This window comes from Methylorubrum sp. POS3 (assembly GCF_043352485.1).
Lineage (GTDB): Bacteria > Pseudomonadota > Alphaproteobacteria > Rhizobiales > Beijerinckiaceae > Methylobacterium > Methylobacterium suomiense.
Genome location: NZ_JAPRBT010000001.1, coordinates 660553 through 686691 on the forward strand (window position 1 = coordinate 660553; position 26139 = coordinate 686691).

General features: G+C 67.8%; 25 protein-coding genes, 1 pseudogene and 1 riboswitch. Of the genes and pseudogenes, 11 read left to right on the forward strand and 15 right to left on the reverse strand.

All coding sequences use genetic code 11. From position 1 onward, the window contains the following. Window positions 1-57: 57 nt before the first annotated feature. Window positions 58-705, reverse strand: coding sequence for a DUF938 domain-containing protein (locus tag OWC43_RS03180; RefSeq protein WP_393955683.1), 648 nt, complete (start codon window positions 703-705; stop codon window positions 58-60). A 170-nt stretch (window positions 706-875) separates the two neighbouring features. Here OWC43_RS03180 and OWC43_RS03185 point away from each other — a divergent pair, with 170 nt between their 5' ends. Continuing rightward, window positions 876-1115, forward strand: a complete 240-nt coding sequence (locus OWC43_RS03185; protein WP_393955684.1) for a hypothetical protein — start codon at window positions 876-878, stop codon at window positions 1113-1115. Window position 1116: 1 nt separating this feature from the next. Here the strand turns inward: OWC43_RS03185 and OWC43_RS03190 are convergent, their stop codons facing one another. The 3 genes from OWC43_RS03190 to OWC43_RS03200 all read right to left on the reverse strand — a co-directional run bounded on the left by OWC43_RS03190 (window position 1117) and on the right by OWC43_RS03200 (window position 3593). Further along, window positions 1117-1647 carry a phosphate-starvation-inducible PsiE family protein gene (locus OWC43_RS03190; protein WP_137830115.1) on the reverse strand — a complete coding sequence of 177 codons (531 nt, stop codon included), beginning with the start codon at window positions 1645-1647 and terminating at the stop codon, window positions 1117-1119. Window positions 1648-1855: 208 nt separating this feature from the next. After that, a complete protein-coding gene (locus tag OWC43_RS03195) occupies window positions 1856-2998 on the reverse strand; it encodes a helix-turn-helix transcriptional regulator (RefSeq protein ID WP_393955685.1) in 1143 nt (380 codons plus the stop codon). A 37-nt stretch (window positions 2999-3035) separates the two neighbouring features. Further along, window positions 3036-3593, reverse strand: a complete 558-nt coding sequence (locus OWC43_RS03200; protein ID WP_393955686.1) for a DUF4337 domain-containing protein — start codon at window positions 3591-3593, stop codon at window positions 3036-3038. 170 nt (window positions 3594-3763) lie between these two features. Here OWC43_RS03200 and OWC43_RS03205 point away from each other — a divergent pair, with 170 nt between their 5' ends. Next, window positions 3764-4507, forward strand: a complete 744-nt coding sequence (locus tag OWC43_RS03205; RefSeq protein WP_393955687.1) for an MBL fold metallo-hydrolase — start codon at window positions 3764-3766, stop codon at window positions 4505-4507. Here the strand turns inward: OWC43_RS03205 and OWC43_RS03210 are convergent. Then, the gene (locus OWC43_RS03210) at window positions 4468-4956 is read right to left on the reverse strand and encodes a hypothetical protein (RefSeq protein WP_393955688.1); all 489 of its coding nucleotides are present in this window, start codon (window positions 4954-4956) and stop codon (window positions 4468-4470) included. The two genes, OWC43_RS03205 and OWC43_RS03210, sit on opposite strands and share 40 nt — an antisense overlap. 11 nt (window positions 4957-4967) lie before the next feature. Continuing rightward, on the reverse strand, window positions 4968-6380 hold the full coding sequence (hemA, locus tag OWC43_RS03215) for a 5-aminolevulinate synthase (protein ID WP_393955689.1): 1413 nt from the start codon (window positions 6378-6380) through the stop codon (window positions 4968-4970). Window positions 6381-7132: 752 nt separating this feature from the next. Here hemA and murA point away from each other — a divergent pair. Further along, window positions 7133-8422: a UDP-N-acetylglucosamine 1-carboxyvinyltransferase gene (gene murA, locus OWC43_RS03220; RefSeq protein WP_137830121.1), complete on the forward strand. Its 1290-nt coding sequence runs from the start codon at window positions 7133-7135 to the stop codon at window positions 8420-8422. 66 nt (window positions 8423-8488) lie between these two features. On the opposite strand, the gene OWC43_RS03225 is transcribed toward murA, so the two are convergent. After that, a complete protein-coding gene (locus OWC43_RS03225) occupies window positions 8489-8914 on the reverse strand; it encodes a hypothetical protein (RefSeq protein ID WP_393955690.1) in 426 nt (141 codons plus the stop codon). Window positions 8915-9239: 325 nt separating this feature from the next. On the opposite strand from OWC43_RS03225, the gene OWC43_RS03230 reads away from it, so the two are divergent. From OWC43_RS03230 to OWC43_RS03245, 4 genes are all read left to right on the forward strand, one after another. After that, complete coding sequence (locus tag OWC43_RS03230) at window positions 9240-9695, forward strand: DUF2948 family protein (RefSeq protein WP_393955691.1); 456 nt, start codon at window positions 9240-9242, stop codon at window positions 9693-9695. Between the two features lie 43 nt (window positions 9696-9738). Beyond that, window positions 9739-11034 (forward strand): histidinol dehydrogenase, encoded by a 1296-nt coding sequence (gene hisD / locus OWC43_RS03235; protein ID WP_137830124.1) that lies wholly within the window; start codon window positions 9739-9741, stop codon window positions 11032-11034. A 145-nt stretch (window positions 11035-11179) separates the two neighbouring features. Further along, window positions 11180-11683 (forward strand): UPF0262 family protein, encoded by a 504-nt coding sequence (locus tag OWC43_RS03240; protein ID WP_137830125.1) that lies wholly within the window; start codon window positions 11180-11182, stop codon window positions 11681-11683. Window positions 11684-11852: 169 nt separating this feature from the next. Further along, window positions 11853-12326 (forward strand): low molecular weight phosphatase family protein, encoded by a 474-nt coding sequence (locus OWC43_RS03245; protein ID WP_137830126.1) that lies wholly within the window; start codon window positions 11853-11855, stop codon window positions 12324-12326. 4 nt (window positions 12327-12330) lie between these two features. On the opposite strand, the gene OWC43_RS03250 is transcribed toward OWC43_RS03245, so the two are convergent. Further along, window positions 12331-13197 carry a C40 family peptidase gene (locus tag OWC43_RS03250; RefSeq protein ID WP_393958477.1) on the reverse strand — a complete coding sequence of 289 codons (867 nt, stop codon included), beginning with the start codon at window positions 13195-13197 and terminating at the stop codon, window positions 12331-12333. Next, window positions 13194-13364: a hypothetical protein gene (locus OWC43_RS03255; protein ID WP_393955692.1), complete on the reverse strand. Its 171-nt coding sequence runs from the start codon at window positions 13362-13364 to the stop codon at window positions 13194-13196. The genes OWC43_RS03250 and OWC43_RS03255 overlap by 4 nt, the downstream gene beginning before the upstream one ends. A gap of 103 nt (window positions 13365-13467) precedes the next feature. Here OWC43_RS03255 and OWC43_RS03260 point away from each other — a divergent pair, with 103 nt between their 5' ends. After that, a complete protein-coding gene (locus OWC43_RS03260) occupies window positions 13468-13845 on the forward strand; it encodes a hypothetical protein (RefSeq protein ID WP_393955693.1) in 378 nt (125 codons plus the stop codon). Between the two features lie 11 nt (window positions 13846-13856). Here OWC43_RS03260 and OWC43_RS03265 read toward each other — a convergent pair. Then, a pseudogene (locus OWC43_RS03265) lies at window positions 13857-14198 on the reverse strand (SDR family oxidoreductase); the annotation flags it as partial. Between the two features lie 780 nt (window positions 14199-14978). Here OWC43_RS03265 and OWC43_RS03270 point away from each other — a divergent pair. The 3 genes from OWC43_RS03270 to cysC all read left to right on the forward strand — a co-directional run bounded on the left by OWC43_RS03270 (window position 14979) and on the right by cysC (window position 17613). After that, window positions 14979-15911, forward strand: a complete 933-nt coding sequence (locus tag OWC43_RS03270) for a glycosyltransferase family 2 protein (RefSeq protein ID WP_393955694.1) — start codon at window positions 14979-14981, stop codon at window positions 15909-15911. Beyond that, window positions 15912-16952, forward strand: a complete 1041-nt coding sequence (locus tag OWC43_RS03275) for a sulfotransferase family protein (protein WP_393955695.1) — start codon at window positions 15912-15914, stop codon at window positions 16950-16952. A gap of 70 nt (window positions 16953-17022) precedes the next feature. After that, on the forward strand, window positions 17023-17613 hold the full coding sequence (gene cysC, locus OWC43_RS03280; protein WP_393955696.1) for an adenylyl-sulfate kinase: 591 nt from the start codon (window positions 17023-17025) through the stop codon (window positions 17611-17613). 624 nt (window positions 17614-18237) lie between these two features. Here cysC and OWC43_RS03285 read toward each other — a convergent pair. The 5 genes from OWC43_RS03285 to OWC43_RS03305 are packed head-to-tail and all read right to left on the reverse strand — an operon-like array spanning window position 18238 to window position 25199. Next, window positions 18238-19371, reverse strand: coding sequence for a DUF1624 domain-containing protein (locus OWC43_RS03285; RefSeq protein ID WP_393955697.1), 1134 nt, complete (start codon window positions 19369-19371; stop codon window positions 18238-18240). 56 nt (window positions 19372-19427) lie between these two features. Further along, a complete protein-coding gene (locus OWC43_RS03290) occupies window positions 19428-20915 on the reverse strand; it encodes a DUF3526 domain-containing protein (RefSeq protein WP_393955698.1) in 1488 nt (495 codons plus the stop codon). Next, the gene (locus OWC43_RS03295; protein ID WP_393955699.1) at window positions 20912-22324 is read right to left on the reverse strand and encodes a DUF3526 domain-containing protein; all 1413 of its coding nucleotides are present in this window, start codon (window positions 22322-22324) and stop codon (window positions 20912-20914) included. The genes OWC43_RS03290 and OWC43_RS03295 overlap by 4 nt, the downstream gene beginning before the upstream one ends. After that, window positions 22321-23064, reverse strand: a complete 744-nt coding sequence (locus OWC43_RS03300) for an ABC transporter ATP-binding protein (protein ID WP_393955700.1) — start codon at window positions 23062-23064, stop codon at window positions 22321-22323. Before OWC43_RS03300 ends, OWC43_RS03295 begins: the two co-directional genes overlap by 4 nt. After that, window positions 23064-25199 carry a TonB-dependent siderophore receptor gene (locus tag OWC43_RS03305; protein ID WP_393958478.1) on the reverse strand — a complete coding sequence of 712 codons (2136 nt, stop codon included), beginning with the start codon at window positions 25197-25199 and terminating at the stop codon, window positions 23064-23066. The genes OWC43_RS03300 and OWC43_RS03305 overlap by 1 nt, the downstream gene beginning before the upstream one ends. 189 nt (window positions 25200-25388) lie before the next feature. Further along, window positions 25389-25596: riboswitch (cobalamin riboswitch) on the reverse strand. Window positions 25597-26139 lie beyond the last annotated feature (543 nt).

A 26139-nucleotide genomic window follows, 5' to 3' on the forward strand; every position in this document is an offset into this window, starting at 1 on the left:
GAACGGGATCTTGGTTAATGGCGACTAAAAGCACGGCGCAAAACCTTCACCCTTCGCTCACCCTGTGGTGGTCGAGGGGGCGGGCGGGCCGTCTTTCCGCAGGACGACGCTGAGATTGTTGGCCGGCATGGCGATCCGCTCGGCGAGATGCAGGCCGTGTCCGGCCGCTTCGGCGAGAACGGCCTCGAGATCGCGCACGCCCCAATCCGGATCGCGGAACCGCAGATCTAGGTCGAAGCGGGCATTGCTCTCGGCGGTGTGGCCGCCGCCGAGGCGGAACGGACCGTAGAGGAAGAGCGGACCGCCTTCCGGCAGCAGGCGGCCGGCGCCGGCGAGCAGCCCTTCGGTCGCCGCCCAGGGCGCGATGTGTATCATGTTGATGCACAGGATCGCGTCCGCCCGCGTCACCGGCCAGACCTGCGCCCGGACGTCGAGCTCGATCGGTGCCAGGACATTCGGCAGGGCGGCGGCCCGGGCATGGGCCGCGATGCTCCCCAGCGCGCGCGGCTCCGGATCGGTCGGCTGCCAACGGAGGGCCGGCAGGGCCGCGGCGAACCGGACGGCATGCTCGCCCGTCCCGCTCGCCACCTCCAGCACATGGCCGATGGGCGGCAGGATGCCGCGCAGGACATCGAGGATCGCAGAACCGTTGCGGGCCGCCGCCGGCGCGAACAGGGCCTCGTCACCGATGGGCGCGCCGCTCACGATGTCACTCTCGCAATCCTGCCTGGACTCGACCGCAGGTTCGGCCGGATACTCCCTGCTTGCGTCCCCCCGGGGCGCCGATCAAGCTCTCCTCGGCGCAATCCGCTCGGCCCGGCGCCGGCCCCTGCCGGGCTCTCCCACGCGCCATCCCGGCCCACGAAGCGGGCCCGATGGCCCCTCGCCGATCCATCGTCCCGCTCCCCGGGGCTTGCCGTCTTGAATGCACCGCATCGTGCCGATGGACCGCTGCGTCCGAGTCCGGCCCTCACCCGGCGGAGACCCGCTCGATCCTGATCGGCCTCGTCGCCATGATGCTGCCGGCCGCCTGTCTCGGCCTGGCGCTCGCCTGCCTCGTGCTCTTGGAGGAGCGCCCGCTTCAGCACGCGGCCGGGGTGAAGCGGGACGGTTGAGTCAGCCGCCGGCATGCTCCTGCGTCTCCTCGCCCGCCGGCCTGCCGTCGTCGCGGGCGCGATGGAGAACGAAGATCGCGAACACCATGGTCAGGATCAGCCCGGCCAGCACGGCGAGTTCGATCATGGAGGCCTGGAACAGCGCCTGCTTCTCCGGCGACCAATCCTTGGCGTGGGTGATCTCCGAGGATTGCAGGGTGATCACCAGCACCCGGCGGATCGAGGCGATGAGCCCGACGATCAGGAACGGTTCGCAGGTCAATCGGCCCGAGCGCATCGACACCCGCACCGTGTGCAGGATCTCGATCAGCATCAGCAGGAACAGCAGCCGATCCACCACTTCGAGGATCTGATCCGCGCCCCCGAGGGCGAGCATGGCGCTGAATGTCAGTCCTGCGGCGTCGATCAAAGCCACCAGGGCGGTGAGGGCGAGCAGGATCCCGAGTGCTGCGTAGATCGCGTGCTCGGTATGGAGAAAAACGAAGCTTGCCGCCCGCGTCAGTCGGCCTTGATCTTCCCCGTTGTCAGTCATCGCTTGCCTCCCCGATCGTTTTGCCGATCTGACAGGATCGGCGGACAATCGTCCAGCGCGACGGGAAGTCCTCGCCGCTCGTTCGGCGGGCGTGACGACACGCTTCGGAGACTTTCTCTACCGGGCGGCACAGATCGGCGCGGTGGGTGTCGGGCTGAAGCCGTGACGACACTTCACTTGATCGCCGTACCGAGCGTGGTCGGCTGCCCTATTCCGGCAATGCGGTACCGGCCAGCAAGCCCACAAGTTCGGCCTGCCGGGACACGCCGGTCTTCTGGAAGACGCGCTTGAGCACGGAGCGGGCCGTGCTGGGCGTGATGCCGAGCTTGGCCGCCGCCGGCACCGGGGCGTCGCCCGCGGCGATCAGGGCGGCGAGGCGGGCTTCCGCCGGTGTCAGATCGAACAGGCCCTGCACCACCTCCGCGCTCGGCACCTCGCGGGCGACGACGGGCGTGGCGATCAGCACCGCGCGGGCCCGGGCGAACACGTCGTGAGCCGCGCCCCGCACCGGCACGAGGTGGAGAATCACCGGCGGGCGCTCCCCCTGCGCCGGGATCGGGATCGAGCGCACCGGCATCGGCCCGGCCTGTCCGGGACCGCCAAGGGCTTCGCGCAAGAGCCGGTCGGCGGCGGGATCGACCACGGCGAGCCGGGTCGGCTGGTCGCTGAGCGTGTGCGGCATCAGCGCGGTGAGTCCGGCATTGGCCGAGAGCAGGCGGCCGCCCGTGCCGAGGACGGCGGCGGGCAGGCCGAGCATTTCGAGGGTGCGGGTGGTGGTGGCGATCCGCTCCATCTCGAGCCGCGCCGAGAGCAGGGCCGCCCGGGCGAGATGCGGGCGCAAGGTATCGAGGGCGGCGATCGTCTGGTGGTCGAAGGCTCCCGCGGCATGCGGACGCTCGCAATTGATGATGACGCTGTCGCCGCTCGGCACCATCACGGCGGTGGCGATGCCCGACCCGTAGCCGCGGGGGATCAGGAAATCCTGATAGAGGGGTTCGGTGGCGATCTCCTCCGGCGCGACCGCTTCGAGATCGGCGAGGAAGCCCGGATGACGCGCCTCCAGCAGCCGCCGGGTGCGGATGTTGTCGGGGAAGCGCTCGGTATGCGCCACCACCAAGGCATCGAATTCCGGCGATGTCGTCACCCAGTCGCGGAAGCGGGTGCCGGTCGAGACGATCAGCACCGCCTCCGGTGCTCCGGCGAGCCGGGCGAGGTCGATCAGCACCGACCGCCACAATTCCGGAACCGCCGCCGCCTCGTAGATCCGGTCGATCAGCGCCAGCGAGGCCGCCGACGGTACGGCGGACTCGAGGTCGAGATGAGGCCGGAACGGGCGCCGCGGAACGTTCATGGCGGCAGTGGCATCACCGGTTCTTCCCTGCGCGGCATCAGTGGAAGAACGGCAGGGCGTGGGGGGCGAACAGGCCGAAGCTCGCAAGCCCAAGGCCAATCACGCCGAGCAACCCGCCCGCGAAGGCGAGCGCGACGATCCCTGTGATGACCTCGGCGGAGGCCAGCACGATGCCGATCTGGATCGCCGCGGAGGCCAGTTCGTAATGGTGGTAGCGTTCGAGGGCGAGGTCGCGCCGCACCTCCGCCCCCTGCGCCTTGGCCGACAGCTCCTTGCGGCCCTCGCCCTTGGCGGGATCCGATTCCCAGCGCGCCATGGTGGCGGCCCACTCGTCGCGCTTGGCTTTGAGCGCGGCCGGATCGGCGCCCGGCGGCAGCAGGGCGAGCGCCTCGTCGGCGGTCTTGAGCACGGTGCCGCGAATGGTGCGGGCCTGGAAATAGGCCCATTGGTTGGCGGCCTCGATATTGGCACCAAGCGCCTCGGTCTGCGCGCTCTTGGCCAAGGTCTCGGCCCCGGCCAGAAACAGCGCCAGCACCGAGATCAGCAACGCGACGCGCTTGTTCGAACTCTCGACCGCTCCGTGCCCACCCGACATGCCGTCCGTCCTTCGCTTGTGAGTACCGGTTTCGTTAACCGGGAGTCACAGCCGATCTTCGACCGGAGTGCAAACCCAAAAGGCGGCTCGACGCGGCTTCGCGCGGTTGCCCGCAGCGTTGCGCGCCCGAAATGCCGGGCGATGTTTCATTCTGGATTCGGCTGGACACCATGCGCCTTCAGGTTCTCGGCTGCGGCGATGCTTTCGGCTCGGGCGGGCGCTTCCACACCTGCTTCCATGTCGAAGCGCGCGAGGGCGACGGGCACGGCGCCTTCCTGATCGATTGCGGTGCCTCGGCGCTGATCGCGATCCGCCGGTTCGGCGTCGATCCGAACGGCATCCGCACGGTGTTTCTCACCCATCTCCACGGCGACCATTTCGGCGGCCTTCCCTGGTTGATCCTCGACGGTCAGCTGGTGAGCGGACGCGAATCACCCCTGACGATCGTCGGGCCGCCGGGCCTGCGCGAGCGGTTGCCGGCGGCGATGGAAGTGCTGTTTCCCGGCTCCAGCACCGCCGAGCGGCGCTTCCCGGTAGAGATCGTGGAGATTGCGGCCGGGCACCCGGTGGAGGTGGACGGCGTGCGGGCCGAAGCCTTCACCATGCGCCATCCGTCCGGCGCGCCCGCGCAAGCCCTGCGCCTGAGTCGGGGCGGCAAGGTGGTGGCCTATACCGGCGATACCGAATGGGTGGAGGACATCGTCGCGGCCGGGCACGGGGCCGACCTGATGATCGCCGAGGGCTACACGGACACCCGCCCGGTCAAGTTCCATCTCGACTGGGCCACGCTGCGGACCCGCCTGCCGGAGATCGCCCCCAAGCGACTGATGCTGACCCATATGAGCCCGGACATGCTCGCCCGCGAGCCCGACGGCTACATCGCGGCGGAGGATGGGCTCGTCGTCGTCTTCTGATCCGGTGCCGCGGCGGCCTCCGGCGGAAAGGTCAGGGGATAGCGAATGACGCCGCGATGATAGGGAAAGCGGGCGCGCTGAAGCGGATCGGGTCCGGTGAAGATCAGGCGGACCCGGAAGGCGACCGGGCTCACGCAGAGCAGGTAGCCGCGCAGATTGCGCTCGTCGGGCCAGAACATCGCGGTGGCGAGGTAGCGTCGTGCGTCGCGCACCCAGAGCGGAATGGAGGGCAGGCGCCAGCGCCGGGCGAGATGCTCGCCGACTCCGCCGAGGAACGCATCGGGCCGGGCCCGATCGAGGAAGCCCGGATCCTCCGCGATCATCGCGAGCTGCGCCGCGCCATCACCATCGCGCGCGTAGAAGGCATCGAGGAAGTTCTGGAGGTGATGATCCCAATCGCCGTCGCCGCGGGCCCGCTCGACCACCTCGCAGAGGCTGGCGGGCCTCACGAGAGGTCCGACTATTCCGCTGCCGCTGCGAACACCGTGCCAGCTCGCGGCAGGTCCAGCGTGTCCCAGGTCTCGACCAGGGCTGCCGTCAGCGCGGCGATGCGCGCCTCGTCGTGGAACGGCGAGGGCGTGATGCGCAGGCGCTCGGTGCCGCGCGGGACGGTCGGATAGTTGATCGGCTGGATGTAGATGCCGTGGCGCTCCAGCAGATGGTCCGCCGCCGCCTTGCACAGCTCGGCATCGCCCACCATCACCGGCACGATATGGGTCTCGGTGGCGAGAACCGGCAGGCCGGCCGCGGCGAGTGCCGCCTTGGTCTGGGCGGCCTGACGCTGATGCGCCTCGCGCTCCGTGCACGACCGCTTGAGGTAGCGCACCGAGGCTCGGGCCGCGGCGGCGATGGCGGGCGGGAGCGCCGTGGTGAAGATGAAGCCGGCGGCGTGGCTGCGGACGGCGTCGCACAGGATGGCCGAACCGGTGATGTAGCCACCGACGCAGCCGAAGCCCTTGGCGAGCGTGCCCTCGATCACGTCGACCCGGTGCATCACCCGATCGCGTTCGGCGATGCCGGCACCGCGCTCGCCGTAGAGGCCGACCGCGTGGACCTCGTCGAGATAGGTCATGGCGCCGTAGGCGTCGGCGAGGTCGCAGATCGCGGCGATCGGGGCCACGTCGCCGTCCATCGAGTAGACCGATTCGAAGCAGATCAGCTTCGGCCGGTCGCCGGCCTCGATCAGGAGCTCCTCAAGATGGCCGAGATCGTTGTGGCGGAAGACGCGCTTCTCGCAGCCCGAATGGCGTACGCCCTCGATCATCGAATTGTGGTTGAAGGCATCCGACAGGATCAGGCAGTCCGGGATCAGCTTGGCGATCGTCGAGATACCGGATTGATTCGAGACGTAGCCCGAGGTGAAGACGAGGCCAGCCTCCTTGCCGTGGAGATCGGCGAGTTCACGCTCCAGATCGACCAGCGGCGAGTTGTTGCCGGCGATGTTGCGGGTGCCGCCCGCGCCGACGCCGCAACGGGCGGCGGTCTGGGTCATGGCCTCGACGACCTCGGGGTGCTGGCCCATGCCGAGATAATCGTTGGAGCACCACACCGTGATCTCGCGGGTCCCGCCCTCGGGCCGGCGCCACGTCGCCTGTGGGAAGCGGCCGGAAATGCGCTCGATATCGGCGAAGACGCGGTAGCGGCGCTCGCTATGGAGCCGGTCGAGGGCGCCACGGAAATAGGTTTCGTAATCGGTGCGCGGGCCGGCCGGGCGTGCGGCGGCCTGGCGGCCGGCTCCGGCATGAAGGTTGCAAGCGTCGATGGCGGTCGCGTCGTCCACGCCGCCGTCACCGCCCATGAGTGCATGGTCGGGGATTGCCGCCTTGGTGGCGGCACGGTCGGCGACTTTCACGGGCATCAGGTTCACGGGCATCCGTCCTCGACGCTGTGTGCTGGCCGGGCGTTCTTCTTGGACGCCTCGGGTAAAGAATCCGGGCCTGAGCCTGATCCGTTGGGCAGGTCCGGGCCGCTCGCGGTCCGACGACGAGGATCGCCCGTCCTTCGCGGGCGGCGCTTCATCAGCGCGTCATCGTCCGGCCGGCGGTCCCGCCTCACGCCGGTTCCGCTACAGCCGCGAGATTGGTCGTATTTTCGAACTGGTTCAAGGTAGGTTAGAGACATTCCTGCTTTGCATGGCCCCAAACGCGACGGAATCGCGCGTTCCACAGGTCGGGAAAGAGGCCGGTTCGGGCGACGATGCGTCGCGAGTTCGGCGCTGCGACGAACGGACGGGCGAGGAAGCCGGCCGGCTTCGGCGTGGGACGGCCACCGTGTAATCTCCTCCGCAGCCCCGCAGGCCCGGATTCCCATGTCCACGAACGATGACCGCGCCGCCCGACTCAAGGCGGCCCTCCGCGACAACCTCCGCCGCCGCAAGGCGCAGGCCCGCGGCCGCAGCCATGAGGAGCCAGCCGAGACAGCACCGCCCGCCCCATCGCCGCCGCCGGAGCGGGATCGTTCGGATCCTTGACCCCGCACGGGCAACGATCCTGCGGTGACGCTTCTTCTTTTCGCCGGACTGCGCCTATACCACCCCTTGACGACGATGCGCCGGCCCGCCGCGCATCCGCAGGACAGCGACGCGACCGCCGCGCAGCCCCCGAGGGGCGCGAGCCGAGGACCCCCATGGACCGTATCCACATCACCGGCGGCGCGCCGCTCAACGGCACGATCCCGATCTCGGGGGCCAAGAACGCGGCCCTGCCGCTGATGATCGCGAGCCTGCTGACCGGCGAGACGCTGGAACTGATCAACGTGCCGCGGCTCGCCGACATCGCCGCCCTCACCCGCATCCTCGGCAATCACGGCGTCGATCACATGGTCGTCGGCAAGCGTCCGGGCCAGACCACCGAGACCGGTCAGACGGTGCGGCTCACCGCCTCGAACGTCATCGACACCACCGCGCCCTACGATCTCGTCTCGACCATGCGGGCGAGCTTCTGGGTGATCGCGCCCCTGCTGGCGCGCTTCGGCGAGGCGAAGGTGTCGCTGCCGGGCGGCTGCGCCATCGGCACGCGGCCGGTCGATCTGCTGATCATGGCGCTGGAGAAGCTCGGGGCCGAGATCGAGATCGACGGCGGCTACGTCGTCGCCAAGACCAAGAACGGCCTGCGCGGTGCCGCGATCGACTTCCCCAAGGTCACGGTCGGCGGCACGCATGTAGCGCTGATGGCGGCGGCGCTCGCCTACGGCACCACCGTGATCGACAACGCCGCCCGCGAGCCGGAGGTGGTCGATCTCGCCGATTGCCTCACCAAGATGGGCGCGCGGATCGAGGGCGCGGGCAGCTCCCGCATCGTCGTCGAGGGCGTGGCCCGCCTGTCCGGCGCCCGCCACGAGGTGCTGCCCGACCGGATCGAAACCGGGACCTACGCCATGGCGGTGGCCATGACCGGCGGCGATCTCTCGCTGGTCAACACCCGCGCCGACCTGCTGGCCTCCGCCCTCGACACGCTGTCGGCCACCGGCGCCGAGGTCAGCGAGATTCCGGGCGGCATCCGGGTGCGCCGCAACGGCGGCGGGATCAACCCCGTGGACATCACGACCGACCCGTTCCCCGGCTTCCCGACCGATCTCCAGGCCCAGTTCATGGCGCTGATGACCCTGGCCAAGGGTCAGTCCCGCATCCGCGAGACGATCTTCGAGAACCGCTTCATGCATGTGCAGGAGCTGGCGCGGCTCGGCGCGAAGATCCGCCTCGACGGCGACCTCGCCGTGGTCGAGGGCGTGGAGCGCCTCAAGGGCGCACCGGTGATGGCCACCGATCTGCGCGCCTCGGTCTCCCTGGTGATCGGGGCGCTGGCCGCCGAGGGCGAGACCCAGATCAACCGGGTCTATCACCTCGATCGCGGCTTCGAGGCACTGGAGGCCAAGCTCGCCCGTTGCGGCGCGCAGATCGAGCGCGTGCGCGCCTGAACCATGCGATCCGGGCATCGGGCCGAAAGCCGATGCCCGACGCCGATCCCCCTTGCGGCTCGACGCTCAGCCGCGGACGGCGCCGCGCTTGACCCCGAAACCCGGAATGTCGCAGGCGCAGGGGCTGTCGTAGGGCGCGACCCAGGTCGAGCAATTGCCGCGTGGGGTGACGCAGAGGCTCGCGCGGGGATCCCCGTCGTAGCGGCGCACCCGTGCCGGCGGCGGCGGTGGCTTTCTTCCGTCATACGCGGGAGGCGGTGCGGGACGGCGGGGCGGACCGTACCCGTCGTCGTATCCATAGCCTGAGCGATAGCCCGGGCCGACCTCATGCCCATAGCCGGAGCGATACCCGCCCGGGTAACCGGAGCTGGAGCCGGGCGCATAGCGGGAGCGGTAGGCCGGCTCGTCCCCGTACCAGGATTGGGCCGCCGCCGGACCGATGGCCCAGCCGAAAATCAGAACGGCGCCCAACGCCGGTAGTCCACGTCGCATTGTTTTCCCCCTTGCAGATGCGGCGGGGAAATCTGCACAGGGATGCCTGAACAGTCGATGATGATTGAAATTGATCCATCTCTGTCGCGCGAAACCTGAAAAATGGATATTCGTGCAGGTCGGCAACGGGACTGACCGGTCCCGACAGGTGATCGGCGGACCGCGCAGGCGAAGAAAACCGGCCCCCGGCCAGTCCGGCTCACGGGTCGATCGGTGTTCGAGAACCGAGCCCGGGCACCGGTCCGGTTGCCGGGACGGGACCGCGTCGCTACCTACGCCCCAACTTCTCCCGTCATCGGCCCCTCTCGGGCGCCCGGAGCCAACGATGGAGCTTCTCAAGCTCGCTGCCCTCGATGCCGAGGATCTCGCCGTGATCTCCGCGCACCTTCAGGACGCGGTCCTCCGGGCGGGCGATCTCGCGTGGCTGCCGGGCGAGCACCGCTTCGTGCTGGCGGCGCGCCGCTTCGACCGGTCGGTCGCGCCCGGGGAGCCGCCCCGGCGGCGCCTCGCCGGGGTGCATTTCGAGCGGGTCAATGGCGTGAAGACGCGAGGCATCACCCCGGGTGCCGCCACCGACGACACCCTGAGCCTGCTCGCGATCACCTTCGAGGAGGGCGAAGCCCCCTCCGGGACCGCGACGCTCGTCTTCTCCGGCGGTGCCGCGATCCGCCTCGACCTCGAATGCATCGAGGTGCGTCTGAAGGATCTCGGCCCCGTCTGGGAAGCCGACGGCACGCCCGATCACGAGGCCGTGCGCCCCCTCGTCGAGAGCCGCCCGTGATCCCGATTTCCGCCCCCCGTCCTCTCAAGACCGGCCCCGCCCGATGATTCGTCTCGACAGCCGCGCGCCCGATTTCGCGCAAGCCTTCAAGCGCCTGCTCGGCCTCAAGCGCGAGATCGCCGAGGACGTGGACGAGACCGTGCGCGGCATCATCAGTGGCGTCGTCTCGGGGGGCGACGCCGCCCTGGTGGACTACACCCGCCGCTTCGACCGTCTCGGCCAGGATTTCTCGGAAGCCTCCCTGCGGATCACCGCCGAGGAAGTGGAGGCCGCGGTCGCGGCCTGCCCGGCCGAGGCGCGCGCCGCCCTCGAACTCGCCGCCGAGCGGATCGAGGCCTATCACCGCCGCCAGATCCCGGAGGACCACCTCTCCACCGACGATCTCGGCGTCACCGCGGGCTGGCGCTGGACCGCGCTCGAATCGGTCGGCCTCTACGTGCCGGGCGGGACCGCGAGCTACCCCTCATCGGTGCTGATGAACGCCGTGCCGGCCCGTGTGGCCGGCGTGCCGCGCATCGTCATGGTGGTGCCTACCCCGGAAGGCCAGCTCAACCCGCTGGTGCTCGCGGCGGCCCATCTCTCCGGCGTGACCGAGATCTATCGCGTCGGCGGCGCGCAGGCCGTCGCCGCGCTGGCTTACGGCACGGAAAGCATTCCACCGGTCGCCAAGATCGTCGGCCCCGGCAACGCCTGGGTCGCGGCGGCCAAGCGCCGGGTGTTCGGGCAGGTCGGCATCGACATGATCGCCGGCCCCTCCGAGGTGCTGATCCTGGCCGACGGCCACGCCAATCCCGACTGGATCGCCGCCGACCTCCTGGCCCAGGCCGAGCACGACGTCGCGGCCCAGGCCGTGCTCATCACCGATTCGGACGAATTGGCGGAGGCCACCGAGCAGGCGGTCGAGCGGGCCCTGGCGACCCTGGCGCGCGAGACCATCGCCCGGGCCAGCTGGCGCGATTACGGCGCGATCATCCGGGTGCGGAACTTCGATGAGGCGGTGCCTCTGGTCGATGCCATCGCCCCCGAGCATCTCGAGATCGAGACCGAGGACGCCGACGACCTCTCGCGCAAGATCCGCAATGCCGGCGCGATCTTCCTCGGTTCGCACACGCCGGAGGCCATCGGCGACTATGTCGGCGGCCCGAACCACGTGCTGCCCACCGCGCGCTCGGCCCGGTTCTCCTCGGGCCTCGGCGTCCTCGACTTCATGAAGCGCACCTCGATCCTACGCTGCGACCCCGAGGCGCTCCGGGCCCTCGGACCCGCGGCCATCGCGCTGGGGCATTCGGAGGGGCTCGACGGGCATGCCCGCTCGGTGGCGATCCGCCTGAATCTCTGAGGACCGCGCCGGACGCTCCCTCCGGGTCCGGTGCGGCGGCGCGCGTTTCATCAGAGACACTAAAAACTTGCCTGTGGCGCGGGCTTTCGGCTCATGTGACCGAAGCGGTGCCCCGGATTGGGACCGGAAGAAGAAGGCGGCGGCGATGAAGGCCGAAGCGGCGCGAGCGGCGGGGGAGAAACCGAGGAACCGGCTCGCGGCGGTGCGCCTCGACGAGGCCTCGATCGGCCGCGGCAACCCGGACCAGGAGCACGAGCGCGCCATCGCGATCTACGACATCCTGGAGGAGAACACCTTCACGATTCCCGATCGCGACGAGGGCCCCTACGCGCTGGCGCTCGGCCTCGTGGAGAACAAGCTCTCCTTCGCGATCACGACGGAGGCCGGCGAGCCGGTCATGACCCATCTGCTCTCGCTGACGCCGTTCCGGCGGGTCATCCGCGACTACGAGATGATCTGCGAGAGCTATTACAGCGCGATCCGCACCGCCTCGCCGACGCAGATCGAGGCGATCGACATGGGCCGGCGCGGCCTGCACAACGAGGCCTCGGAGCTGCTGCGCCAACGCCTCGAGGGCAAGGTCGATCTCGACCACAACACGGCGCGCCGCCTGTTCACCCTGGTCTTCGCCTTGCACTGGAAGGGGTGAAGCCCGGCCCGAGCGGTGGCCGCCGGTTTTCGGAGACCGCCGATGCGGCGAGGAACCACGCGCATCATCCTGCCCGCGGCTTCGCGCCGAGCGGCAGAACGTTGCGCTTTCGAGGAGCGCGGGGCGCCCCTATGACGGTAAACCCGAGACGGCCTTCGTAAGGCGGGGCATGGCGGACGACGCGATCCCGGGGAGCGGGCCGAAGAAACGGCGGGTGCAGTCCGTCCTGTTCATGTGCAATTTCAACGCGGTGCGCTCGCTCGCGGCGGAGGCGGTCGCGCGTCACTATTTCGGCAAGTCGATCTACGTGCAATCGGCGGGCGTGCGCTCGGGCGAGCCGAGCGATCCGTTCATGATCGCCGCCCTCGACGAGATCGGCATCGACGCGACCCGCCACAAGCCGCGCACCATCGAGCAGTTGGAGGATTGGGAGGGGCTGAACTTCGACCTGATCGTCACCCTCTCGCCCGAAGCCCATCACCGGGCGCTGGAGCTGACCCATACGATCGCGGCGGATGTGGAGTACTGGCCGACACCGGACCCGACGCTCAACCAGGACGGCACGCGCGAGCAGCGCCTCGACGGCTACCGCGACGTGCGCGACGGCCTCACCTACCGGATCAAGGCGCGCCTGAAGGGGTGATGCGTCAGGCCTCCGGGGTCGCCGCCAGCCGCCGGATCGAGGTCACCGCCCCGAAACTCTTCTCGGCGATCCGCGCCACGGCGACCGTGAGCGGCTCCACCGCCACCGTCATGTGGTGGCCGTTGGCGTGGATGAGGCGGTCCGCGTCGAGCATCATCCCGACATGGCCCTTCCAGAACACGAGGTCGCCGCGGCGCAAGCCTTCGAGGCCGGGGGGCAAAGCCGTGCCGAGGGCCCGCTCCTGCTGGTCGGCGTCCCGTGGACAGGGCAGTCCCGCGCTTTCCAGGCTGAGCTGGACGAGACCGGAGCAATCGAGCCCGAGGCTGGTCCGTCCGCCCCACAGATAGGGTGTGCCGACGAGGCGTTCGGCGACCGCAACGGCGTCCGGTTCGGTCCGTCCGAGCGGCACCGCGTGATCGGCGAAGACGTAGCGTCCGCTTCCCAGCCGCCAATACTCGCCCTCGCGCGCCTCGGCCGCGAAGGCGGCGCCCAGGCTCAGATGCGCGATATGTGGCCGCTTCAGATCGGGAGCGGGATAGATGAAGCTGCGCAGAACCGCGATCCGGTGGGTCGGCGCCGGGTCCGCGAGTCCGAGGGCGGCCTCGGGCAGATAGCCGACATAGCCGTCCCGCGCGATCTGGGCGAAGGCGAAGCCGTCACGGATGTCGTAGACCGTCACGGCGTCGCCCATCACCGCCTCGGTCTCGAGCCCGGCCTCCGGGTCCGGCCGGCGGCGCAAGGGGGCGGAGGGAACGACGATCCGGGCAGCGCGGCCCTCGACGAAACGCTGCGCCTCGACCTGCCCGCGCAGGCGGATATCGGCGAGATCGGGCCGGGCGGGGGTGAGTCGGGGATCGAGATCGAAGGTCATCGCTTCGATTGAACGCATGATCCGGGCGGGATTTCGACGCCGCCAAATTCAGCCGCTTCGCTGCTGCGTTGCGGCATATTGACCGGAATGGGTCGATCGGTCGCAGCTTCGGCGCTCACTTCAACGAATGTGATGGTGTCGGAACCGGCGCGGCGCGCATCCTGCATGGTCGCCGTTGGGAGCATCCACCGGGCAGCCATGCGGCCGGTGGTCCGTCACGCCCGATTTCGTTGCAATGCACAAACCGAGCGGACCATCCTAAGATCACGCATGAACACCGCGAGTCGTGCCGTGAAGAAGACGCCCAAGAGCTTCCAGGATCTGCCGCCGATCCGGGTGCGGCGCGAGCCGCCGACGATCGCCGAGGCGGTCGCCGCCGCGCAGGATTTGGCCGACGATGTCGAGCAGCAGGTCGAGATCGCCGCGGGCCTGATCGGCCTCGCTGCGGACGAGGTGCGTCCGCACGTGCTCTCGGCGGCCAAGGCCGCCTCCCGCCCGCAGCGGTCACCCGAGCAGCGCATCGAGCAGCGCATCATGTCGCCCGCGAGCCCCAACCGGGCACCGCCCCGGGCGGTGATCGTCGAGCGGCGCAGTCGCCCCGCCGTCGTGGTCGAGCGCCGCGGACGCCCCTTCGAACCGCGGCGCTGACCCCCGTCCGGTCACCAGGCCAGCGTTTCGCCGCGGTGGTCGAGATAGGCCACGTCGCGGCGCCCGGCGAAGGCTTCGATCACCGCGATCATGCCGCCGACGCTGGTTTCCACGTCGAGATCGGCCTCGGCGCCGCCCATATCGGTGCGGACCCAACCCGGATGCAGCAGCAGGATGCCGTAATCGCGCTCGGCGTGGCGTACGGCGAAACTGCGGGCGTTGGTGTTCAGGGCCGCCTTGCTGGCCCGGTAATTCTCCCAACCGCCATCCTCGTTGAGCGCGACGCTGCCGAGGATCGATGACATGAAGGCCAGCGTTCCGCCGGGTGCGAGGGTGTCGGCGAAGGCTTCGGCGCGTTTGCAACCCGGTCCAAACAGGACCAGAACCAGAACGGACTCTGGTTATGAACGGGGGCAAACAGGGGGCAAGGTCACACGCCCATCCCCGTGGGGATCGGAACGCACCGATAGATGCAGGTTGTTCCCGCCAGTCGAATGTTTAGTTCCGGCTCGACATCTCGTTGGCCCTAACGAGGGCACGGGTGGGTCAACAGCCTGGAAGCGGACCTTCTCAGGGACCGCATCGGGTGGGGAGCGGGGAGTAGCTCGACGCCTGGAAGCGGACGCAGTCCACGTTTCCCGATATTCGCACAAGGGGCGCCTACGGAACCGAGCGCAACTCAGCATGTGCGCTTCTGGACAGATCGAGACTTTCGATAAACGTTATTCTCGAAAATTTTCGAGCAGGGATTGTTGTCCTACGGTTGGCACAAGTTCTAGGCGATTGTGTAGTTTGCATCAATCGCACTGAAGCTATCAATACAGCCCTTGCAAGTACCAAGTTGAGACCCAACAACGATGTGCCGAAGCTGTTTTCATGTCTAACATATAGTCCGCGGGTGGCAATAGAAACCAATAATCTTCGCTCCGGCAATAGCGGCGGCCTCAACGTTGAAGCCCTTACGAAGGGACATTGCAATTGCCGCGGAAGACGCAATAATAGCTTCGCTACACACTTTGCTATAGTCGTACCTTCGGTCACCACCCTTGATCCGACCGCTGATCGCTGTTTAGTCTTCGTCGGCTGTCCTCCGTTCATGGGCGCAGGATGACCACGATCCGAATCAAACAGGATTGCTGGAATATACGAGACCGATAGAAGCGGCGCTGGAGCTGATTGAGTTGCAATTGTCTGAAGACGCTTCAAATTGCAAAGTCGATACTGCCAAGACATCCTACGCATCCGTGGGTTTTGCCGTCATCGTACCCGTCTACAATGAAGCCGCTGTGCTTGAGCGCTTTCTCCGCCTCATTCGCGACGGCTTGCCACCGGATGCGCAGGTCGTCGTGGCGCTGAACGGCTGCACCGATGCGAGTGCGACGATCGTCGCCAGCGTTTCGGATGCGCGCATTCGTACGGTCGAGACAATCCGACCCGGCAAGGCGCGCGGCATCCGAGCCGCAGAGGCGATCACCGACCGGTTTCCGCGCTTTTACGTCGACGCCGATGTCGAGATCCGAGGATCCGACCTCTCCCGTCTCGCTGCGCGCCTCGCCACGTCGAACGCGATGATGATTAGCCCTCGAGCGGCGTTTCGCTATGAGGGGGCGACCTGCTTCGCGAAAGCGTTCAACGACGTGTGGATCGCTTCAAACTATATACGGAACGGCGCTTTCCAGTACGTCATCGGCCTTTCCGAGAAAGGCCGGGCATGCTGGGGAGAGATGCCGGATGTTCTGGCCGACGATACATTCATGCGCCTTTCCGTTCCGCCGGAGGAGCGGATCATCGCGGACGAAATCCAGATCATTGTAAGATTGCCGACGAGATGGCGACCGATCATCCGTGTCAGACGGCGCATCGCGCTCGGTCTGCGACAGCTTCGGTCGCTCGGTTACCAACCGCGCGAGGCTGTAGCGCCATCCGGTCCGAGGATCGGTGGCTCGCAGCCTTGGCCGAAAGTCGCGATTTATATTCTGGGTGTGATGATTGGACGTATCTGGGCGTACACGACGCCTTTAAGAACGTACGAATGGGGCAAAGACCAGAGTTCGAGAGCGCATTGAATGTCGATCCCGATTTTCATCGTCGGCCCATCGCGCAGTGGTACGGAGCTGACTCGCTCGATCCTCAACAATTGCCCGTCGGTCCATATCTCGAAAGAGACGCATTATTTCGACGATTTGCGCCCGCGCCTCAAACGCCCCGATAGCGAGTGCGATGCGCAGGATGCTGGTCTCGTCACAGCATATTTCGAAGCTCTGCAGCATCACGCCTACGGCTTGCACCGATATCCGGCGGCCAGTCCGGCCCACGTGGCGATCACGCAACGGCACGGTGTCCGAGCCCGGTCCGCAGACGAGATGTTCGAAGAACATTGCAGGGCGAAAATGCCTGACTGGCTGCCGTTCTGGGGCGAGAAAACCCCACGGCACGTTTTTCGAATCGACGACATTCGACGCGCCTATCCGTCAGCTCGGATCATTTTCTGTCATCGCGATCCGAGGGGCGTCGTCGCGTCATATCGAGATTGGAAAAACCGGTGGTTCGAGGGGCAGATCCTTGACGAAGACATGAAAGGCCGGCTCAGGGCAGAAGAAGATCGGGTCCGAAAGTCCTACAGCCTCCTCATTCAGTGTTTGATGTGGAACAGCGCCGTCAAGTCGGCCGTTGCAGCCCGAACGAGGCATGGTGAGAATGCGATCTACTTTTTGAAATTCGAGGATCTGTTGAGTGACCCGAGTGGGACGATCAGACCGCTCTGTGCTTGGCTCGATCTGCCCTATTCGCCCAACATGCTCGACATCATGCAGGTGAACAGTTCCTATACGGATGCCGGCACGGTTCGCGGCGTTTCCGACGAACCGAGCCGGCGCTGGACTCGGACATTGTCCGAGAAAGAGATCGGCCTCATCGAATTGGTCACGGGCCGCACCATGGCGGCCCTTAACTATCAGGGCGGCACCGCTCAAAAGAGTTATACTTATATAATGAGCGAGCTATGCTTGCTACCGCTCAATGTTATTAGAGCTTTCCTGGCAAATCGGCACCGCATATCGAATATTAGTGATTATTTGATTTCGAGGGCACGTGGGAGATCGGTTTAGCACTTTGCATGAGATAGGCACGAACTTGACACCGCAGCCGCTGCAACCGCGCGAGGTGAGATGGGAGCGGATGGGACAGCGTCCCGTCATCGCTTGGCTGACCGGTCTCTCGGGTGCTGGCAAGTCGAGCGTCGCCAACGCCGTTGACCGGGCACTCACCGAGGCTGGTCGCAGCAGCATGGTGCTCGACGGCGATAACCTGCGTCACGGGCTCAGCCGGGACCTCGGCTTTACCGCAGCCGATCGGGTGGAGAACATTCGGCGAGCTGCCGAAACTGCTCGGCTGATGGCGGACGCCGGCCTCGTCGTAATCGTCTCGCTGATTTCGCCATTTCAGGCCGAACGACAGGCAGCGCGGGTGCTTGCGGGCGATATCCCCTTCTTGGAAGTCTTCATCGATACCCCGCTGGCAGTCTGCGAAGCGCGCGACCCGAAGGGGCTCTATGACCGGGCACGCGCCGGAGTGATTTCCGATTTCACCGGTATTTCTGCGCCATACGAACGGCCTGCGGCGCCGGACCTGACGCTATCCACTCCCGGCTTCACGGTCGCAGACACGGCACGCCCACTGTTCGATGCTTTGCTCAACCTTAGTAGATTAGAGATGCTCAAATCGTTTAGTGACGATGTAGATAACATTTTGTCAACTGGGCGCAATTGATATTAGATCTATGTGCAGTTAAGCCTCGCCGGATATTCATAAATCAAGAGTTTCGACCGACTGGGCACCACGCGCCCCGCCAGCGAGTTAGCCGTGCCGAAACTCACGGGTAAAACACCGGTGGCGCAACGCCCGTTCGGGTATGCCCAAGCGAGGCGGCGCCGTGAGACGCTTCTGTCGTCTCATGCGGGTCTGAATCAGAAATTCGAGGCACGTGATGCCAAGGGTCTAGACCGATTCGAGTCAGCCACAAGCGGACCTTAAGAGGGTCCGATTAGGGTCGGAAGCGGCGGTTCACAGCGGCGGTTCAGTACGTGCCGGCCCAAGGTCGGCTCATCGCACAATGCGGCGCCCCAAGTGTACGGGGCAAAGCCGCTATGAATCAGTGGCTTACGCTGCACCCGTGGCTAATGAGAGCGGATGCATGAAAATCGCCCTTTTCGGGTTCCCCAAAAACCTCTGCAGCACCCATGGATTAATTGGCCCTCAGGGCAGCTTTCGAAGCGCAGCGGACATCCACGGGGCAACAGTCGAAAGTCCGCAACGGGTCAGGAGTTCGCCTCCACCTTGTTCGGCTTCGCGCCATAAGAAGCCCTTCGCCTGGCCAGACCGATCGACTTGACCCTACAGGTACTTGAGCCAAGCGATGTCGCGCCTCGACGCCTTGAAGCGTGAGAACCGGGCCGTCGGCAGGTAAAGGGGCACGATCAGCCCGGCGTACCACACCACAACCCACCCGTAGTCGGCGACGCCGAACACGGTGCCCTGGGTCGCGCCCCAGATCGCGAAGGCGCCGTGATAGAGCAGCCGTAGCACCGTTAAATGGAACAGGTAGAAGAACATCGGCGCGCCGCCGAACACTGCCAGCGCCGCGACGAGCGGGCGGTTGCCGATCCGCTCCAGCGCGACGAGCAGCAGCGCCCCGGTCCCGAGGGTCAGCAGCAGGAACAGCAGTGACGGCGGATACTTCGTCAACGCGAAGAAGCTCATTGCGGTCCGCAGGGCGCTGTCCTCGACGACGAACCAGGGCGTGTCGCCGTAGCCGTTCGTCAGGCGCAGCAGCACGAAGGTGACCAGCATCGCGCCGCCGAGCACCACGAAACGGCGCTCGCGCGCGTGCGGGGCGACGCCGGGCAGGAACCACGGGCCGATGGCGTATCCGAGCACGATGACGCCGATCCAGGGCAGCACCGGATAGGTCGTCTTGGCAACCAGCCCGAGCGGAAGCGCGATGACGTCGCGCTGGTGCAGCATGGCCCAGACGGGAAACAGCGGCTGGTCGGGCCGGAGTTGGATCGGGTCGAGGAGGTTGTGACCGCACACGATCACGAGCCCGACCGCGAGGAGAACGAAGCGCGGCAGGCCGATCAGCGCCGCCAGGACGATCATGCACACGCCGATGCACCAGATCACCTGGAGCCAGAGCGTAGGGCTGGCCACGCCCCAGTACAGCTCGGAGAGGTAGAGGATCTCGAAGGCCATCAGCACGAGACCGCGTTTCACCAGATAGGTGCGCGTCTCCGCCAGGGTATGCCGGGTGCCGAACAGGTAGGCGGCCACGCCCGTCAGCGCGATGAAGATCGGCGCGCACAGGCTGACCGCGAGGCGGGCCAGATACAGGGCCGGCAGGGCGGTCCTCGCGTCGATCGGGTCGGCGACCGGCACGTGCAGGAACCACGTTTCGCGCAGGTGGTCGAGGAGCATCAGCACCATCACCAGTCCGCGCAGGGCATCGATCGAGACGATGCGGGCGGGCACGACCAGTGATCCTGCGGTGGATGACGGTGCGGACATCGGGTCGACGTGGGGAGCAATCATGCCGGCCATTGCTTCAGACGCCGCGCTGCGAGCGCCGTGAGGAGGAGGGCCGCCGCTCCGAGGCAGGCCAGGGTCAGAAACGCCTGACGCTCGGCGGCCGCGCGTGCGTCGGCGGGCGCGAAGGCCGGTACGGCGTCATAGGCGTCAAAGTCGAGGCGCGCCGGGCAACCCGCGCAGACGGGCGCTGGGGTGACGGCTTGAGCGAGGATGCGCGGCTCGAAGAAGGCGCGCAGACTTCGCCGGTAGGCGGCGGCCTCGGTGAGGAAGACCGCATGCCGCCCGGCATCGGTGCCCGAGGCGGTCTCCAGCGCGAGCGTGAGGGCGGTGGCGGGCGAGAACAGGGCGAGCCATCGGCTCCAGGCCGAGGCCGCCAGCGCCTGCGCGCACGCCGCCCGGTGATGGTCGGCCAGGGCCTCGTCGTAATGGGCGTCGCGGGCGAGGCGCTTTAGTTCGGGCACGTCGGCGAGTTCGGGCCGGCGCACGTCCTCCGGGAGCTTCGTGGCGAGCCACGCGGCCGTGACCCTCCGGGCCTCGTCCCCGACGTAGAAGCGCGCCTGCGCCTGCCGGCTCGCGTCGATTGCGGCGATCCGCGACGGGATCGGCGACAAGACATCAACCGCGAGGCCGAGCGCGGTGGGCAGGGCGACCGTAAGGCAGGCCCAGGCCAGCACGAGGCCGGCCAGCGCGCCCACCGCCCCGCGCCACAGGCTCGCCGCCAGCGCGCAGGCCGCGACCCAGAAGACGACGTAGGCCGCAAGCGCCGCCGCAAGCAGCGCCGCCGTCCACGACCAACCGGCGAAGTCGCCGAGGCCGCCCGAGAGCACGAGGGCGAGCGACGTCCCGCCGAGCGTTGCAGTGACGGCGACGAGGGCGGCGGCGGCGAACTTGGCGCCGGCCACGCGGCGCGGACCCGTGGGCTGCGCCGCGATCATCCGCAGGATGCCGCTGTCGTGCTCGGAGGAGAGCCGCGTGCCGGCGAGCGCGATGATCGCGAGCGGAACGAGGACGATCAGGACGAAGGCGAGGTCGAACGGGCCGAGCCGCAGGGCGGCGGCGGAGCCGATCTCGGTGGCGGTATCGTCGAAGACCGTGCTGAAACCGAAATCGACCTTCGTCACCGCCGGCTGCACGTCGGACTGGCCGGCGGCGAGGATGGCCAGCGGCGTCGGCGGCTTCACCGCGTAGGCCGCCATGAAGTAGGTCCGATAGCCGAAGGCGTCGGTCGGATCCTGCCAGTAGTTGACCTTGATCGCCGCCGGCCGGCCGTAGCGCAGATGCGCCGCCTTGGCATCGCGGACGGCGCGTTCGCTGTCGGCGACGGCTGCCGCCAGGGCCGTGCGTGCGGCGGCGACACGATCGGCGCCGGTCCATGCGGCGAAGCAGAGCGATGCGACGAGGGCGACCAGGATCGCCCAGGTGAGGCGCTCGCGCAGGATCAGGCGCAGTTCGGCCGCGAGCAGCCGGGGGAAGCGGGCGGCGCTCACGGCTTCAGCCTTCGGACCAGGGGGACGCACAGGCCGACGAGCCCGGCGAGCCAGAGGGCGAGCACGAGGGCCGGGACGGCGGCGTCCGCCAGCGCGCGGGTCAACGGCAGCGGCGTATGGGCGAAGGGCGGGATTTCCCCCCACAGTTCGGGTCCGGCGACAAGGGTCGTGCCGCCGTGCTGGGGGCGGTCGCGGATCTCGGTGTTCATCCGCTCCGAGATCGAGCGGCGATAGGCCTCCGCCGTCCAGACGAAGTGGGCGTGCTCGGCGAAGTCGGTACCGGCGAGCGTCTGCGACAGGGCTTGCAGAGCGATGCGCGGGGAGAGGAGGCCGGCCCAGGCGAAGACCCGCTCCCGGCCCGCGATCCCGTCGAAGAAGGCGCCGAACTCGCGGTCGTAGAGGGCGAAGTGGTGGTCGTCGTTCTCGACCATCATCAAGCCGCGCAGGTCGATGGGCAGTTCCTGGGGCTGGCTCACGCCGTAGCGGGCCAGGATCTCTCGGCTGCGGTCGTCGTTGGCCTCCGCCGTCCGGTGCGGGCGCATCTCTGCGTCGATGCGGGCGCGGACCTCGCGGTAGGATACGGCCGGCACAAGGGTCTCGACCGCGGCGGTGGCGAGGCGGGGCGCGACGATGCAGAGGCCGACCCAGATCGCGAGCGCGGCGGCCAGCGCATGGCGGGCCGTGCGGGCCCTGAGGGAGACCAGCATCGCGACGAGCAGGAACAGAGCGGCGTAGGCGAGTTGCGCCGCGATCCAGACCAACAGGCGCGGCCAAGCGTGCCAGCCCGCGGTGTCCTGCCAGCTCGCGGCGTCCCGGCCGAGGGCGGCGAGCGTACCGATCCCCAGGAGCGGCAGGCCGATAACGAGGACAAGAGCAGCCGTCAGCGCCGCGAACCGGTCGGCGAAGAGACGGCCCGGCGCGATGCCGTTGCCGAGGGCGAGACGCAGCGTGCCGCGCTCCCGGTCGGCCGCGAAGGCGGAGAAGCCGAGCAGGATCGCGGCGAGCGGCACCACAAGTCCGACGATGTCGGCGACGCTGCCGAGGCCGGCGCGGGCGAGCGGGCCTGCATCCTGAACGGCGCGGTAGACCGCGTCGTTGAAGACGTGGGCCTCCACCCGCACCATCCGGCCGGTATAGGGCTCGCTGCCGGGGTCGAGTACGGCGAGCGGCGACGAGGGCTTGAACACCCACAGGCCGAAATGGTCGGCCGAATGCGGGTTCTTGGCATCCTGCCCGAGCCAGCGCGCGCGCTCGGCGGCGGTGACGGCGTCGACCTGGGCCCCATAGCGCACGGCGTCGCGCCACGCGCCGAGCCCGGCGACGGCGAGCAGCAGGACCAGCACCGCGCCGATCCACCGAAGCCGCGCGTCGTGCAGGCACAAAGCGAGTTCCGCACCGATCCTCCTCATGCCGTGCTCTCCGCGAGCCGGTCGATGTAGAGGCGCTCCAGGGCGACGTGGTCGAGGGTCTTGGGATCTATCTCCTCGACGATCCGCCCGCCGCTCAGCACGCCAACGCGGCCGGCCATCTCGTGCACCCGGTAGAGGTCGTGGGTCGCCATCAGGATCGCGGTGCCCCGCCCGGCCGCCGCGCGGATGGTGGCGGAGAAGTCCGCGGCGGCGCTGGGGTCGAGTCCGGAGGTCGGCTCGTCGAGGAGCAGCAGCCGCGCCCGGCGCGCCAGCGCCACCGCGATGCCGACCTTCTGGCGCATGCCCTTCGAGTAGGCGCCGGCCTTCCGCCTATGGGCCTCCAGGGTGAGCCCAGCTTCGGCGAGCAGGGCGTGCGCCTCGTCCTTCGACAGATCGAGGCCGGCGAGCGTCGTGAAGTAGCGCAGGTTCTCCACGCCCGAGAGGCCGGGGTAGAGCGCGACCTGCTCAGGGATGTAGGCCACGTGCCGCCGCGCGCCGACGGGATCCGCTCCGGCATCGATCCCGCAGACCCGGACCGTGCCGGCATCCGCCTTGAGGAAGCCGAGGATCAGGTTGATCGTCGTGGTCTTGCCCGCCCCGTTCGGGCCGAGCAGTGCGAAGACTTCGCCGTCGCCAAGGCGCAGGTCGAGGCCACTCAGTGCCGTCCGGCTCCCGAAGCGCTTGACCGCGCCGCCGATCGCCAGAACTGGCGCGTCGGTGGGAGGAACGGACGCGCCCATCAGAACCGCACCGTCATCGTGCCGGTGAAGCGACGCGGCGCGCCCGGATAGACCCGGAAGCGGTTGAGCGAGCTCTCGTAATACTCGCTGTCGAAGACGTTCTCGACGTTCAGGCCGAAGCGGAAGTTCTCGTAGCGGTAATAGGCCAAGGCATCGACCGCGATATAGGCCGGCAGGCTGAACGTGTTGGCGGAGTCCGCTGCCCGCTCGCCGACGCCGCGCACGCCGCCGCCGATCCCGAACCCCTTCCACGGCCCGGCCTGCACCTCGTGGACCGCGAGCAGGCTGCCCGAGTGGCGCGGCACGTTGATGAGCGGCGAGCCCACCGGCAGGACGTTGTCCTCGGTCACCACCGCGTCGGCGAAGACGTAGCCTGCCAGCAGCTTGATCTCCGGCGTGATCTGGCCCGCAGCAGTCAACTCGAAGCCCTGGCCGCGGACGCCGCCCGCTGCCAGTGAAAAGGCCGTGTTGTTGGGGTCGGGCGTCAGCACGTTGCGCCGGTCGACCCGGAAGGCTGCCGCCGTCAGGCCAAGGGCACCGCCGAACAGGTCGATCTTCGCGCCGACATCATAGCCGATGCCGGTCTCCGGAGCGAAGGGGCCGGAGCGCGACGAGGCGGCCGCGTCCGGGCCGATATTCGGTCGGAAGCTGGTACCGACATTGGCGTAGAGGGCGAGTTCGGGGATCGGCTGGTAGACGAGACCGGCGCGCGGCGTGGCTGCGAAGTAGGTCTGGTCCACCTGAGAGCGGGGGATGCGCTCGCGGAACGATTGCTCGAAGAAGTCGAAGCGCGCGCCGACCAGCGCCTTCCATTCCGGGCTCAGCGCGATCTGGTCCTGCGCATAGAGGGCGGTGTTGGTGATCCGCTCGATGTTGTTACGAAAGCGATTGATCGGCGGGAGCGGCTGGCCGTAGCGTGGATCGTAGATGTCGATGGCAAAAGGATTCGTCGCGATGGTCGAGCGGTTGTAGACCGTCCGGCTGTCGGTGCTCTCGCGCTCGAAGCCGAGCAGCAGGGTATGGCCGATGCCCGCCGTGTCGAAGCGACCGACGACTTCCGCCTGCCCGATCGCCACGTCCCAGCGGTAATCGCGCACGTTGCGGTCGCGCGAGACGGTGCGATTGTCGGCGGCAATTGCACGGATTTCGGCGGACTCACCCTCAAGCGTGCCGGTGTTGAAGTAGGTGGCGAGCCGCATCTGCCAGTCGGCATCGAAGCGGTGGTCGACCCGTACCTGCATCGAGTTGTTGGTCTGGTACGTGCTCTGTCCCGGCTCGCCGAGGAAGCGTGAGATCGGGATGACGCCGAGCCGTCCGTTGACTGCGATCACGCCACGATCAAATACGATGCGGTTGCGCAGGAACTCGGTCTCGACGGTGATCCTGGTGTCGGGCGTGACCTGCCAGGAGATCACCGGCGCGACGAGCAGCCGGTCGCTGTCCACGAAATCGCGGAAGCTGTTCTGACGGCCCGCCGCGAGGTTGAAGCGGTAGAGGAGAGTGCCGTCCTCGTTGAGCGCGCCGCCGGAATCGACGGTGCCGCGGAACTGCTCGAACGAGCCCCACAGCCCGCCCATCTCGACGAAGCGCTCCGCGGTAGGCTGCTTGGTGATGATGTTGACGAGCCCACCCGGATCGCTGCGCCCGAACAATCCGCCGCCGGGCCCTTTGAGCACCTCGATGCGCTCGACGTTCTGGGCGTCGGGCGGGGGCGGCGTGCCGCGGTTGAGCGGGAAGCCGTTCTTGTAGATCTCCGAGGTGGTGGTGCCGCGGATGGCGTAGCTGAAGATCGACAGCCCGCCGAAATTGTTCTGCTGGGCGACGCCCGGCGTGTAGTTGAAGACGCGATCGACGCGGGTGGCGGCCAGATCGGTGATGACCTCGCGCGGAGCCACTGTGACGATCTGGGGCACGTCGCGCTGGGGCGTGTCGGTCTTGGTCGAACTGACCGCCCGGTCGGCCCGGTAGCCCGGCGTCGGTCCGATCAGGCCGATCGCGCCGGGGACCGTCGCCCGTCCCGACGGGGGAGCGTTGCCAGCTGCTCGACCCGAGCCCTCTCCGGCGACCGAGATCTCGTCGAGCGTCGTGCTCTCCTGCGCGCGGGCCTCAAAGCCCGGTGCGCCGGCCGAGAGGATCGCGGCCAGGGCGAGGCGTGGGACGCGGCGGCCTCCGGCGGAAGCCGCAGAGTTCGGGACAGGCGGGTTCGAACGAACGGTCACCGAGGCGCTCAAGGTTGTCGAGCGGCGGCCGTGCGGGTGCCCTCGCGGGAACCGGCATGTTCAGCCGGGCCCACTCCTGCGCTCCGCCGGGGCACCCCGCCCGAGAGACGTTTCGTTGCCCAAGGCAGGTCTCCTGGCTCGCGGGTCGGTGCCCCGGCCTGGCCTTCCCGGTGCGTGGCACCAGTGACCCGGACGGCAGGGGCTCGCCGCTCACAGTTGCGGGGGCAGCTTCGGCCTCGCTCCAAAGAGCCCACCGAATTCCCTCTTCGCCCACGGACCGAAATCCGCGGGAACCTTGGCAATTCGAACCTCGCCGATGAGGCTGGCCCGGTCAATGCACCGCAACGCACAATGCAACAGTGTTACATCTCTTGTGGCATCTGGGACACAGGTGTCTCGATACGCAGGGCCACACGCGTCGCGCGATCTATCACCTGGCCGGGCAGGCTCGGCCCGCCCCTTTAATGCAATACATCGTCGAGATGTTGTAACCGTCTGGACCTGCCATTCCATGCCAACGGCAACTTTCAGAAGCCAAGCGGCCATTCCAGCAGCCCCATTCGAAGACCGCTTATGGCGCGATGCGGCTCCCCGAAAGCATAGGGCAAAGACGCCATAAAACTGTGGCTCACGCTGCACCCGTGGCTCTTGAAACCGGATGCATGAAAATTGCCCTTTTCGTGCATCCACCACCTTTGAAGTCTGCAGCGTAACTCGATCTGCTGCCGGGGTAACTATAAAATTCTAGGGGACAGCAAAGTCGCGACAGCCAAAGGTCCGCTAAGGGTGCAGGCTGTGTGAAAACGCCCTGATCTGGTAGAGTAGTTTCCGATCTGAGGAGGTCGGGATGAAGCGC